The organism is Streptomyces sp. ICBB 8177 (assembly GCF_003144095.1).
GTDB lineage: Bacteria > Actinomycetota > Actinomycetes > Streptomycetales > Streptomycetaceae > Streptantibioticus_D.
The window spans coordinates 155,716-168,688 of the sequence record NZ_NSKH01000018.1; the positions used below are offsets into that span (position 1 = coordinate 155,716).

Here is a 12,973-nt window from a genome sequence, read left to right on the forward strand (position 1 = left end):
CTAGACACAGCAACCCCGCCAGGACCCCCGGCGTCGCCCGCCTCCAAGGACCACGCCCTACAGCCGAGGCCGGAAGGCCCTCGGCGGACCGCTGAAGGCCCTCGCCCTACCCGGAATGACGGGCCGTGCCGTTTCCGGGCCCCCGCCCGCAGCCTTCTTTCCGGGGATCTCCCGTGCGGGCCCGTAGGAGCCGCCTCCCGCGTCCGTCTTGACGCTCTCCCCGGTCGGGGATTCCCTGGGGACAGGAAGCCGTGGCGGAAGGCTGTGGGGCCGTATGGCGGCTGCTGCGGGACGACGGGAGGCCGGGCGGACTCCCCCAACTCCCCCGCGCGCGCCCGCACATGACGTGCGGGCGCTGCTGCGGGCGCATCTGGCCGCCGCTGCCGGGCAGGGGCATCTGACGCGGCACTGCCCGGTCTGCCACCGGCTGCTGCGGCTGGCGATGGAGGCCTCCCGTGACGGGACGCGGGATCGCTGAACGCCATTACCGCACCCGTACGTCAGGGCGCAAGTACGCCTCACGTGACGGGAGTCACGTGAACTGCCCGGAACCGGGCGTACCGATCGCCCCTCCGAACCCCCGTCAATTTAATATGTGAAATTGCACTCTTGCGCACAAAAAGATCGCGTCGGACCCGGCGGAGTCCGACGCGATCAAGCGGCCGCCCTGTTGGGGACAGGGGCCGGGAAGTGCGATGGGTGCGCACCGGGCTGGGGGACCCGGATCACCCGACTTCGGGGCGTTCTACGGTGTCTCAGCTCTCGGTACGCTGCTGCGGGATACCCGCGAGCAGAGCCCTGACCTCCGCCTCGCGGTAGCGGCGGTGGCCGCCGAGCGTGCGGATCGACGTGAGCTTGCCGGCCTTGGCCCAGCGCGTGACCGTCTTCGGGTCCACGCGGAACATGGTGGCGACCTCAGCGGGGGTCAGCAGCGGCTCGGCATCAGGGGTGCGAGCGGTCATGAGCGGCCTCCTCGGGAGAACCGAACCATCACGGTTCTTTCCTCTAAATTCTGCACCTTGACCCGCGTTGCCCGAAATGGCAGACGCGAGCCGAGTCGGTAATAGGACGAACGGCTTGTCCTCGGCACTACAACTACACCATCTGTCCAGCCGTGTCGGCCAAACCGATGGAATTGCCCTCTCAGGTGTTCAAGCTCGGCGGATGCCGATGGACCGGGCCATAACGGACAGTCACACGTGCGTGACGATCAGTCACAGCGCGATCATGGAGCCCGAGAGCCCGCAAGAGAACGCAAGTTGTCCTATTTTGGCACGAGGGCTGGGTATGGAAGCAAGAGTCAGGAACGTGCTTTCCATCACGCTTTCCGGCCGCTTGTCCCGGGCTCGCCCCATTGACCCGGAACGGGATCAAGGACCCCGGTCCGGCAGGACTCCCGGGGCACCGCCCCGGATAAGCGTTCGGTAAGGGTACACATCCGCCCTGGGTGGTCGAACCCGGGTTCAGCTCGCGAACTGGAGCTCGCGGACGCTCCGCCAGAAGTCGGTGAGGAGGCCGTACGCCTCGCCCGCCCGCGCGCCGTCCCCCTCGCGCAGCGCCGCCAGGCCCTCCGCCACCCGCGCCGCGCTGCGGTCCGCGGCCAGCCGCTCGGGCGGGATGACGTGCACCAGACCGCCGTAGTCCAGTTCGACGAGCGAGCGGGGGTGGAACTCCTCCAGCCAGCGCCCGGTGTCGGTCAGCGCGTCGATCAGCGGGCTGTCGTCCAGGCTGTCGCGCAGCACCCGCAGGGCCCGCGCCACTCGCCGCCTGGCCTGCACCATCTGCGTGCGGTACCGCATGACCGGCGCGATGCGCTGCTTCTGCCCCGCGGCGCCCGCGGGCCGGTCCCCCTCCGCCGGGGGACCCGCCCCCTCCGGGCCCTCCGCCGCCGCGTCCGGCTCCGTGCCCGGGTCGTAGTGCCGTTCCGCGTCGTCGAACAGGGCGAACCACCGCACCGGCACGTGCCAGGTCGCCGTCCTGATCCACGGGCGGGCGTCCGGATTGCGCTCGCGCCAGCGCTGGTAGTCGGCGGCGGCCTGGTGGCGCACGACCTCCGGCAGCATCGCGTCCAGCGCGGGGCCGGGCAGCCGGTCCGCCAGATCCTCCAGCGCCATCCAGCCGCGCAGCCGGGTCCGCCAGGGGCACACGACCACCACGTCGTCCACCACGGCCACGAACGCCTCCCGGCTCTCGTGCACCGGGACGGCGACCGGCGGCACCGGCACGAGGCCCGCCAGCGACTGGCGCAACTCGTCCTGGGCGCTGGGGTGTCGACCGCCCGCCGCGTAGCGCTTCCAGTGGCCGCGTTCAGGCTCGGGGAAGGCCGCGAGCGGCTCGTAGACCCGCAGGTACGACGCGTACGGGACCGGAGCCCCGGAAAACCCTGACGACGCCGACAAGCCCTCTCACGCTCCCCTTCAGGTCGCGGTCACCCGCATCGTGTCACGCCCGTACCCCCCATGGGGGTGATCCATCACACCACGGGTTCCGGGGCGCGGAACTGGGCCTACCCTTGCGTCAACCGGCTCTCCCCTACCCTCCGGAGAGCCCTCTCACCGACCTCGGGAGTCACCACCGTGACCGACGTCCGTCCACCGCAGACCGTGGTCTCCAAGCTGTTCCGATCGGAGCAGGGGGGACACGAGCAGGTCGTGCTCTGCCAGGACCGCGCGAGCGGCCTCAAGGCCGTCATCGCCCTCCACTCCACCGCCCTCGGCCCGGCCCTCGGCGGCACCCGCTTCTTCCCGTACGCGAGCGACGAGGACGCCGTCGAGGACGCCCTCAACCTGGCCCGCGGCATGAGCTACAAGAACGCGCTCGCCGGGCTCGACCACGGCGGCGGCAAGGCCGTGATCATCGGTGACCCGGCCGTCGACAAGTCCCCCGAACTGCTGCGCGCCTACGGCAGGTTCGTCGCCTCGCTCGGCGGCCGCTACGTGACCGCCTGCGATGTCGGCACCTACGTGGCCGACATGGACGTCGTCGCCACCGAGAACCCGTGGACGACCGGCCGCTCCCCGGAGAACGGCGGCGCGGGCGACTCGTCGGTGCTGACCGCCTTCGGCGTCTTCCAGGGCATGCGGGCCTGCGCGAAGGCCAAGTGGGGCGAGCCGACGCTGCGCGGGCGCGCGGTGGGCGTGGCGGGCGTCGGCAAGGTCGGCCACCACCTGGTGGAACACCTGCTGGAGGACGGTGCGCGGGTCGTGATCACCGACGTGCGCGACGACGCGGTGGCCCGGGTGCGCGAGCGGCACCCCGAGGTCGAGGCCGCCGCCGACAACGCCTCGCTGATCCGCGCCGGTCTCGACGTCTACGCCCCCTGCGCGCTGGGCGGCGCCCTCAACGACGAGAGCGTGGCGGCCCTGACCGCGACGGTGGTCTGCGGCGCCGCCAACAACCAGCTGGCCCACCCCGGCGTCGAGAAGGACCTCGCCGACCGCGGCGTGCTGTACGCGCCGGACTACGTGGTGAACGCCGGCGGCGTCATCCAGGTCGCCGACGAGCTGCACGGCTTCGACTTCGACCGGGCGAAGGCCAAGGCGACGAAGATCTACGACACCACGCTGGCGATCTTCGAGCGGGCCGCCGCCGACGGCATCCCGCCGGCCGCCGCGGCCGACCGCCTGGCCGAGCAGCGGATCGCCGACCGCGCCCCGGCCGAGACCTGGCTGCGTCCCACGGTCGCCTGACGCCGTCCGTCCGGCCCGCGGCCGTCCACGGCCGGCCCACGCGCTCAACGCCCGCGTAGACCGGCCGTACGGAGGGCCTGAGGGCGGCCGGACGCGGGCCGGACGGACGACCTCCGTAGACCCGCGTAGACGGCCGTAGAACGCCGTAGAGCGCCGCGCGACGAGTGCTGGGCGTCCCTCCCGCGTCACCCGCCGTACACCCCGCGCGGCGGGTCGCGAAAGGGTGCGCGTGGTAGGGGTCACGCAGGGACGCGCGTGACCCGTACCACGCCCCGCCCGCGATCTCCGGGTGGAAGAAGGTAAAATCGCAGCTGACCAGCCAGGACGGGGCCCGTAACGGCCCCTGCTTCGACGCGCGTCGTGCGGGCGACGTACCGTGCGGGCGCGGAAGCAGGTACCGTTGAAGCCCTACGGTCCGGTCTTCGCCGAGAAGGCCGTTCCAGATCAGATACGCGTGTCAAGACTCGGGGCCGTCGAGCCCCGCCGTTGAGGGGGTCGAGCCATGGGGCGCGGCCGGGCCAAGGCCAAGCAGACAAAGGTCGCCCGCCAGCTGAAGTACAACAGCGGCGGAACGGATCTCTCACGTCTGGCCGAGGAGCTGGGCGCATCGTCGAGCCGGCCGGCGAAGCCGGAGCCGGTACAGGACGATGAGCTGGAAAACGACGACCCGTACGCACAGTACGCGGATCTCTACAACGACGAGGACGACGAGGACGAGAGCTCCGAGCACTCGTCGCAGCGCCGTCGCGCTTGACGCTCTCCACGTCTCGCTCACCCGGTCCGGGGCCTGCCCCGGACCGGGTTTCGTCGTCACCTGCCGCGCGGGGCACGGGGCGCTACGCCGCGTAGTCGCCGGTCAGTCCGACAGCCTCCCGGTGGTCGCCGCGTTCGGTGATCTCGCCGGCGACCCAGGCGCCGACTCCACGGTCACCGAGCGTGGCCAGCGCCGCGTCGGTGGAGTCGGCCGGTACGACCGCGATCATGCCGACGCCCATGTTCAGCGTCTTCTCCAGCTCCGGCCTTGCCACCTCGCCGAGCCTTCCGACCAGGTCGAAGACCGGCCCCGGGGCCCAGGTCGAACGGTCCACCACGGCGTGCAGGTGGTCGGGGATCACCCGGGCGAGGTTGTTGGCGAGGCCGCCGCCGGTGATGTGCGAGAACGCGTGCACTTCAGTGGTCCGGGTCAGCGCCAGGCAGTCCAGCGAGTAGATCCGGGTCGGCTCCAGCAGCTCCTCGCCCAGCGCGCGTCCGAGTTCCGGCACCTCGCGGTCCAGCTCCCAGCCCGCCCGGTCGAAGAGCACATGGCGGACGAGCGAGTACCCGTTCGAGTGAAGACCGGAGGACTCCAGTGCGATGACGACGTCACCCTTTCGGATGCGTTCGGCACCCAGCAGCCGGTCCGCTTCGACCACTCCGGTGCCCGCGCCCGCCACGTCGAACTCGTCCGCGCCCAGCAGCCCCGGGTGCTCCGCGGTCTCGCCGCCGACCAGCGCGCAGCCCGCGAGCGAACACCCTTCGGCGATGCCCTTGACGATGGCGGCGACCCGCTCGGGGTGCACCTTGCCGACGCAGATGTAGTCCGTCATGAACAGCGGTTCCGCGCCGCACACCACGAGGTCGTCCACGACCATGCCGACCAGGTCGTGCCCGATGGTGTCGTAGACGCCCATGCGGCGGGCGATGTCGACCTTGGTGCCGACGCCGTCGGTCGCCGAGGCCAGCAGCGGCCGCTCGTAGCCCTTGAGGGCGCTGGCGTCGAAGAGGCCGGCGAAGCCGCCGAGGCCGCCGACGACCTCCGGGCGGGTGGCCTTCCTGACCCATTCCTTCATCAGCTCGACGGCGTGGTCGCCCGCCTCGATGTCGACGCCCGCCGCGGCGTAGCTGGCACCCTGCGTGGTCTCTGACATGGCCAATGAGATCTTTCGTTTCGTGAAGGAAGTCGCGGTACGCGGCCGGTCGCGATCCGGTCCCGGCCGCGACCGGTCCGGGTCGGCTACGGGCGGCGCAGCGCGTCGGCCGCCGACGGACCGCCGGCCAGCTCGGTCTCCAGCAGCTGCTTGCCCAGCAGCTCCGGGTCGGGCAGCTCCATCGGGTACTCGCCGTCGAAGCAGGCGCGGCACAGGTCGGGCTTGGCGATGGTGGTCGCCTCGACCATGCCGTCGATGGAGATGTACGCCAGCGAGTCGGCGCCCAGCGACTTGCCGATCTCCTCGACCGACATGCCGTTGGCGATCAGCTCGGCGCGGGTGGCGAAGTCGATGCCGAAGAAGCACGGCCACTTCACCGGGGGCGACGATATGCGCACGTGGACCTCGGCGGCGCCCGCCTCGCGCAGCATCCGCACCAGGGCCCGCTGGGTGTTGCCGCGCACGATCGAGTCGTCCACGACGACCAGGCGCTTGCCCCGGATGACTTCCTTGAGCGGGTTGAGCTTGAGGCGGATGCCGAGCTGGCGGATGGTCTGCGAGGGCTGGATGAAGGTCCGGCCCACGTAGGAGTTCTTCACCAGGCCCGAGCCGTACGGGATGCCGCTCGCCTCGGCGTAGCCCACGGCGGCCGGGGTGCCGGACTCCGGCGTCGGTATCACCAGGTCGGCCTCGGCGGGCGCTTCCTTGGCGAGGCGGCGGCCCATCTCCACGCGGGAGAGGTAGACGTTGCGCCCTGCGATGTCGGTGTCGGGGCGGGCCAGGTAGACGTACTCGAAGACGCAGCCCTTCGGCCTCGCCTCGGCGAAGCGGGAGGAGCGCAGCCCGTTCTCGTCGATGGCGACCATCTCGCCGGGCTCGACCTCGCGCACGAAGGAGGCGCCGACGATGTCCAGGGCGGCGGACTCGGAGGCGACGACCCAGCCGCGCTCCAGACGGCCGAGGACCAGCGGGCGGATGCCCTGCGGGTCACGGGCCGCGTACAGCGTCTGCTCGTCCATGAAGACCAGGCAGAACGCGCCCTTGACCTGCGGCAGCACGCGGTGGGCGGCGTCCTCGACGGACAGCGGCCTGCCGTCGTCGTCCGCCTGCCCGGCGAGCAGCGCGGTCACCAGGTCGGTGTCGTTGGTGGCGGCCACCTTGGTGGCGCGGCCGTCGCCCTGCGGGAGCGCGGCGACCAGTTCGGCCAGCTCGGCGGTGTTGACCAGGTTGCCGTTGTGGCCCAGGGCGATCGAGCCGTGGGCGGTGGCCCGGAAGGTCGGCTGGGCGTTCTCCCACACGGAGGCACCGGTGGTCGAGTAACGGGCATGCCCGACCGCGATGTGTCCCTTGAGGGAGCCGAGGGAGGTCTCGTCGAAGACCTGGGAGACCAGGCCCATGTCCTTGAAGACCAGGATCTGGGAGCCGTTGCTCACTGCGATACCGGCGGATTCCTGTCCGCGGTGCTGCAGGGCGTACAGCCCGAAATAGGTGAGCTTGGCGACCTCTTCGCCCGGAGCCCAGACACCGAAGACGCCGCATGCGTCCTGGGGGCCCTTTTCGCCGGGAAGGAGATCGTGGTTGAGTCGTCCGTCACCACGTGGCACGTCACCGAGTCTAGGGCAGGTCGCGGATTCCCCAGAACCCACCGGCTGCGACCGGCTCGCGGCACGCTGTCGCCTTACCGCCCCCACCTGGGGTTTTGCGGGGTGGGCGGGGCGGGGTGCCGGGGCGGGGGGTGAGGCGAGGATCACGTCCGCGACGCCCCCGCGGTCCCGTCGGCACCGGGTCCTCCAGCGCAACCGGGCCCCGTCCCACCGCCCCTCGGCGCCTCAGACCTCGCGGCCGTGGGCCAGGACCAGGCGGACCCGGCCGAGCGCGGCGACGTCGGTGAGCGGGTCGCCGTCGACGGCCAGCACGTCGGCGCGGTGGCCCGCGGCCAGACGGCCGGTGACGTCGGCCACGCGCAGCGCGTCGGCCGCGTCGGCGGTGGCCATGTCCACCAGCCGGGGCGCGGGGACGCCGAGGTGCGCGTAGAAGGCGAGGCTGTCGGCGAGCCGGTCGAACTCCGCGCGCGGCACGCCCGCGTCGGTGCCCGCGATCAGCCGCACGCCGGAGTGCGCCATCCAGCGCACCGACGAGAACAGCTCGGCGGCCCGCTCGGGCCCGACGCGTTCGGCGAAGGCCCGCCAGTTGGGGCTGGCGGCGGTGCACACATGGATGCCGGCGGCCTTGATCCGCTCCAGCAGCTCCTCGCGGCGGTCGAAGCCGCCGTCCGGACCCATCCAGGTGCAGTGCTCGATGGTGGCCACCCCCGCCGCCACGGCCGCCTCGATGCCGGCGGTGCCGTGCGCGTGGACGGCGACCGGCAGCCCGGCGCGGTCCGCCTCCTCGACGACCACGCGCAGGTCGTCGGCGGTGAACTGGGCCTGCCAGATGGCGGGGCCGCCCTTGGTGAGGCCGCCGCCGGTGGCCATCACCTTGATGACCTCGGCGCCCGCGTCCGCGTTGCGCCGTACCAGGGCGCGCAGGGCGTCGGGGCCTTCCGCCTCGCCGCCGAGGAACCAGCAGTGGCCGCCCGGCGAGGTCAGCGGGGTGCCCGCGCTCACCACGCGGGGCCCGGGCAGCCGCCCCGAGTCGATCGCGGCGCGCAGCCGCAGCGCGAGGTGGCTGCGGTCGCCCAGGTCGCGCACGGTGGTGACGCCCGTGGCGACCGCCCGGGCGGCGCGCTCGGCCATGCCCTTGAAGACGGTCTCGTCGTCCGCGTCGCGCAGCGCGCCCACCGGGTCGGCGCTCGCGTCGAAGGCGAGGTGGACGTGGGCGTCGATGAGGCCGGGCAGCACGGTGCCGCCGGGGAACCGGCGCACCGGCGCGTCCGGCGCCGCCCGCTCGACCTCGGCCCGCGGTCCCACGGCGGCGATCAGGCCGTCCCGTACGAGGACCGCGCCGTCCGTCACGCACGCGCCGTTCCGGCCGGTGACGACCCGGTCGGCGGTGATCAGCAGTCCCCCCATGAGCCCCGTCCCTCCCTCACGCGGTGCGTGGCCACCAGCTTGCCACGGCGGCCGGACGCGTACGGGCGGAACGTCAGCCGAGTGGAACGTGAGCAGAGCGCGGGGTCAGGCCAGCACCGGCAGGTACTGCGACAGGTCGGCGCGTTCACCGCTCGCGGAGACCTCGGCGGCGTCCAGCGCGCCGTCCCACGTGGTGCGTCCGGTCGCCAGCCGCAGCCACGTCACCGGATCGGTCTCGACCACGTTGGGCGGCGTGCCGCGGGTGTGGCGGGGGCCGGCCACGCACTGCACGGCGGCGAACGGCGGCACCCGCAGCTCGACGGAGTTGCCCGGCGCCTTCTCGGCGAGCGCGTCCGCCAGCAGCCGGGTCACCGACGCCAGCGCCCGCCGTTCCAGCGGCACGTCGGCACCGGTGGCCGCCGCGAGGTCGTCGGCGTGCGCCACGAGTTCCACCAGCCGGGTCACCGCGAAGTCCGGCGCGGTCATCACCCCCGGCATCACGCGCACCGTGCGGTCCGGCACCGTGCCGTCCGCCAGGGCGGCGTGCAGGGCGCGTACGGCGTCCTCCAGCCGCGCGAGCGGATCGGCGGTCGCCGACGCCGCCGCCCGGGTCTCCTCGTCCAGCCGCGCCGCCAGCGGCCCGGTCGCGCCCGCCCACGCGACGAGCGTCAGCCCGGCCGGGCCGGCGGGCGGCTCCTCGCCCAGCACCCTGGGCAACGCCTCGGTCTCCAGGCAGAAGTGGACGACCAGGTCGCGCACGGTCCATCCGCCCAGCCGCGTCGGCAGGCCGTACGCCCCGGCGTCCAGCCCCCGTACCGCCGTCAGCACCGCGTCCGCCTGCGCCCGCAGCGCGGCGGCGGTCTTCACCGGATCGTGGACGCGGGCTCTGCGGCGGGAACGCGGTGGCATGCGGTGAGGGTACGCGAGAGGCGGCGGCCCTCGAAGGGACCGCCGCCTCCATGGCACATGACTACCGCAGCAGCCCCGGGATCGTTCCCTCGTAGGCCTCGCGCAGCTCCGCCAGCGGCAGGGTGAACTCGCCCTGCACGTCCAGCGCGTCGCCGTCCACCACGCCGATGCGCGTGGCGGGCAGGCCGCGCGCGCCGCACATGTCGGTGAACCGCAGTTCCTCGCTGCGCGGCACCGCGACGACCGCGCGGCCCGCCGACTCGGAGAACAGCAGGGTGAAGGCGTCCAGGCCGTCCGGCACCACGACACGGGCGCCGTTGCCACCGCGCAGGCAGGACTCGGTGAGCGCCTGCGCCAGGCCGCCGTCCGACAGGTCGTGCGCCGCGTCGATCATGCCGTCGCGCGAGGCGGCGATCAGGATCTCGCCGAGCAGCTTCTCCCGGTCCAGGTCGACCGCGGGCGGCAGGCCGCCGAGGTGGTCGTGGGCGATCTGCGCCCAGGCCGAGCCGCCGAACTCCTCGCGGGTGTCGCCCAGCAGGTACAGCAGCTGGCCTTCCTCCGCGAACGCGATCGGGGTGCGGCGGTTGACGTCGTCGATGACGCCGAGCACCGCGACGACCGGGGTCGGGTGGATCGCGGTCTCGCCGGTCTGGTTGTACAGCGAGACGTTGCCACCGGTGACCGGGGTGCCCAGCGCCAGGCAGCCGTCCGCGAGGCCGCGGGTGGCCTCGGCGAACTGCCACATGACCGCCGGGTCCTCGGGCGAGCCGAAGTTGAGGCAGTCGGAGACCGCGAGCGGCCTGGCGCCGGTCGCCGCCACGTTGCGGTACGCCTCCGCCAGCGCCAGCTGCGCGCCGGTGTACGGGTCGAGCTTGGCGTAGCGGCCGTTGCCGTCGGTGGCCACCGCGACGCCGAGGTCGGTCTCCTCGTCGATCCGGACCATGCCGGAGTCCTCGGGCTGGGCGAGGACCGTGTTGCCCAGCACGAACCGGTCGTACTGGGAGGTGATCCACTCCTTGGACGCCTGGTTGGGGCTGGAGACCAGCTTCAGGACCGTCTCGCGCAGCTCGGCGCCGGACGCCGGGCGCGGCAGCCTGCCCGCGTCGTCGGCCTGGAGCGCGTCCTGCCACTCGGGGCGGGCGTAGGGCCGCTCGTAGACCGGGCCCTCGTGAGCGACGGTGCGCGGCGGGACGTCCACGATCTGCTCGCCGTGCCAGTAGATCTCCAGCCGGTCGCCGTCGGTGACCTCACCGATGACGGTGGCGATGACGTCCCACTTCTCGCAGATCTCCAGGAAGCGGTCCACGTGGCGCGGCTCGACGATCGCGCACATCCGCTCCTGCGACTCGCTCATCAGGATCTCCTCGGGGGAGAGCGAGGAGTCGCGCAGCGGCACGCTGTCGAGGTCGACGCGCATGCCGCCGGAGCCCGCCGAGGCCAGCTCGCTGGTGGCGCAGGACAGCCCGGCGCCGCCGAGGTCCTGGATGCCGGTGACCAGCTTCTCGGCGAAGATCTCCAGGGTGCACTCGATGAGCAGCTTCTCCTGGAACGGGTCGCCGACCTGGACGGCGGGGCGCTTGGCGGGCCCCGTCGCGTCGAAGGTCTCCGAGGCAAGCACGGAGACACCGCCGATGCCGTCGCCGCCGGTGCGGGCGCCGTAGAGGATGACCTTGTTGCCGGTGCCGGACGCCTTGGCGAGGTGGATGTCCTCGTGCTTCATCACGCCCACGCACAACGCGTTGACCAGCGGGTTGCCCTGGTAGCAGGGGTCGAAGACGACCTCGCCGCCGATGTTGGGCAGGCCCAGGCAGTTGCCGTAGCCGCCGATGCCCGCCACGACGCCCGGCAGGACGCGCTTGGTGTCGGGGTGGTCGGCGGCGCCGAAGCGCAGCGGGTCCATGACGGCGACCGGGCGGGCGCCCATCGCCAGGATGTCGCGGACGATGCCGCCGACGCCGGTGGCCGCGCCCTGGTAGGGCTCGATGTACGAGGGGTGGTTGTGCGACTCGACCTTGAAGGTGACCGCGTAGCCCTGGCCGACGTCGACGACGCCCGCGTTCTCGCCGATGCCGACCAGCATGGCGTCCGACTGCGGGGCCTTCTCGCCGAACTGGCGCAGGTGCACCTTGCTCGACTTGTACGAGCAGTGCTCCGACCACATCACGGAGTACATGGCCAGCTCGGCGCCGGTCGGACGGCGGCCGAGGATGCCCACGATGCGCTCGTACTCGTCGGGCTTGAGGCCGAGTTCGGCCCACGGAAGCCGCGTGTCCGGGGTCTCGGCGGCGTGCTTGACGGTATCGAGAGTCATGCGCTGACCAGCTTCTTCAGGATCGAGGCGAAGAACCCGAGCCCGTCGGTGCCACCGGTGCCGACCAGCGGCTCGACGGCGTGCTCGGGATGCGGCATGAGGCCCACCACGTTGCCGGCCGCGTTGGTGATGCCCGCGATGTCGCGGAGCGAGCCGTTGGGGTTGCCGTCCACGTAGCGGAAGACGACCCGGCCCTCGGCCTCCAGTTCGTCGAGCGTGCGCTCGTCGGCGGTGTAGCGGCCGTCGATGTTCTTGAGCGGGATGCTGATCTCCTGGCCCGCGGTGTACGCGTTGGTCCAGGCGGTGTCCGCGTTCTCCACCCGCAGCCGCTGGTCGCGGCAGATGAAGTGCAGGTGGTTGTTGCGCAGCATCGCGCCGGGCAGCAGGTGGGTCTCGGTGAGGACCTGGAAGCCGTTGCAGATGCCGAGGACCGGCAGGCCCTCCTTGGCACCCTCGATGACCATGTCCATGATCGGCGAGAACCGGGAGATGGCCCCGGCGCGCAGGTAGTCCCCGTAGGAGAAGCCGCCCGGCAGCACGACCGCGTCGACCCGCTGGAGGTCGGGGTCGCGGTGCCACAGCGGCACCGCCTCGGCGCCCGCGAGGCGGACCGCGCGCAGGGCGTCGCGGTCGTCCAGGGAGCCGGGGAAGGTGATGACGCCGATCCGCGCACCGGCGAGGCCGCCCGTGGGGGCCGCGTCCGGGGTCGAGGCGGGTGACGTGCGGGTCACGATTCGACCTTCACGACGAAGTCCTCGATGACCGTATTGGCGAGGAACGATTCGGCGATCTTGTGAATGCGGGCGAGGGCGTCGTCGTCGACCGGCCCCTCCACCTCAAGTTCAAAGCGCTTGCCCTGTCGGACGTCCAAGATCCCCTCGAAGCCCAGGCGCGGAAGTGCGCGCTGCACCGCCTGGCCCTGGGGGTCGAGGATTTCCGGCTTGAGCATGACGTCGACTACGACGCGTGCCACTGGCACTCCCGGTGGTGTGGTGCTGCGTGAAGTGCCTTCAGCGTACCCGGCCGAAAAATCTACGCGCATAGATATCCTCGTGGGCCCATCACGGTTACGCATCGGCCGGGGTAACCTCTGGGGCATAACGAGGGGAAAACCGTAAGGTCCCGATTGCGGGGCGAGAGGCCGGG

Annotated in this window: 11 protein-coding genes and 1 pseudogene; 3 read left to right on the plus strand and 9 right to left on the minus strand. The window is 72.3% G+C overall.

Features of this window, described 5'->3' with window-relative positions:
• Window positions 1-274: 274 nt before the first annotated feature.
• Window positions 275-448 (plus strand): annotated as a pseudogene (locus CK485_RS29510) (DUF6274 family protein); the annotation flags it as partial.
• A gap of 307 nt (window positions 449-755) precedes the next feature.
• Here the strand turns inward: CK485_RS29510 and bldC are convergent.
• Together bldC and CK485_RS09015 are read right to left on the minus strand one after the other, a co-directional pair.
• Window positions 756-962 (minus strand): developmental transcriptional regulator BldC, encoded by a 207-nt coding sequence (gene bldC, locus CK485_RS09010; protein ID WP_109448844.1) that lies wholly within the window; start codon window positions 960-962, stop codon window positions 756-758.
• 501 nt (window positions 963-1,463) lie between these two features.
• Window positions 1,464-2,399 carry a hypothetical protein gene (locus CK485_RS09015; RefSeq protein WP_109448846.1) on the minus strand — a complete coding sequence of 312 codons (936 nt, stop codon included), beginning with the start codon at window positions 2,397-2,399 and terminating at the stop codon, window positions 1,464-1,466.
• A gap of 177 nt (window positions 2,400-2,576) precedes the next feature.
• Between CK485_RS09015 and CK485_RS09020 the strand changes: the two genes are divergently transcribed.
• Entirely contained in the window at window positions 2,577-3,689 is a 1,113-nt protein-coding gene (locus CK485_RS09020; RefSeq protein ID WP_241968242.1) for a Glu/Leu/Phe/Val dehydrogenase dimerization domain-containing protein, read from the plus strand.
• 502 nt (window positions 3,690-4,191) lie between these two features.
• Window positions 4,192-4,443 (plus strand): DUF3073 domain-containing protein, encoded by a 252-nt coding sequence (locus CK485_RS09025; RefSeq protein ID WP_109448850.1) that lies wholly within the window; start codon window positions 4,192-4,194, stop codon window positions 4,441-4,443.
• A gap of 82 nt (window positions 4,444-4,525) precedes the next feature.
• On the opposite strand, the gene purM is transcribed toward CK485_RS09025, so the two are convergent.
• The 7 genes from purM to purS form a co-directional block, all read right to left on the minus strand.
• Entirely contained in the window at window positions 4,526-5,596 is a 1,071-nt protein-coding gene (gene purM / locus CK485_RS09030; protein WP_109448852.1) for a phosphoribosylformylglycinamidine cyclo-ligase, read from the minus strand.
• Between the two features lie 86 nt (window positions 5,597-5,682).
• A complete protein-coding gene (purF, locus tag CK485_RS09035) occupies window positions 5,683-7,200 on the minus strand; it encodes an amidophosphoribosyltransferase (RefSeq protein WP_109448854.1) in 1,518 nt (505 codons plus the stop codon).
• 225 nt (window positions 7,201-7,425) lie between these two features.
• Window positions 7,426-8,607, minus strand: coding sequence for an amidohydrolase family protein (locus tag CK485_RS09040; RefSeq protein WP_109448856.1), 1,182 nt, complete (start codon window positions 8,605-8,607; stop codon window positions 7,426-7,428).
• A gap of 105 nt (window positions 8,608-8,712) precedes the next feature.
• Window positions 8,713-9,516, minus strand: a complete 804-nt coding sequence (locus CK485_RS09045) for a sterol carrier family protein (RefSeq protein WP_109448858.1) — start codon at window positions 9,514-9,516, stop codon at window positions 8,713-8,715.
• Between the two features lie 61 nt (window positions 9,517-9,577).
• Window positions 9,578-11,827, minus strand: coding sequence for a phosphoribosylformylglycinamidine synthase subunit PurL (purL, locus tag CK485_RS09050; RefSeq protein ID WP_109448860.1), 2,250 nt, complete (start codon window positions 11,825-11,827; stop codon window positions 9,578-9,580).
• Window positions 11,824-12,492: a phosphoribosylformylglycinamidine synthase subunit PurQ gene (gene purQ / locus CK485_RS09055; protein ID WP_241968425.1), complete on the minus strand. Its 669-nt coding sequence runs from the start codon at window positions 12,490-12,492 to the stop codon at window positions 11,824-11,826. The genes purL and purQ overlap by 4 nt, the downstream gene beginning before the upstream one ends.
• Window positions 12,493-12,554: 62 nt before the next feature.
• Window positions 12,555-12,800 carry a phosphoribosylformylglycinamidine synthase subunit PurS gene (purS, locus tag CK485_RS09060; RefSeq protein WP_109448864.1) on the minus strand — a complete coding sequence of 82 codons (246 nt, stop codon included), beginning with the start codon at window positions 12,798-12,800 and terminating at the stop codon, window positions 12,555-12,557.
• Window positions 12,801-12,973: the final 173 nt, after the last annotated feature.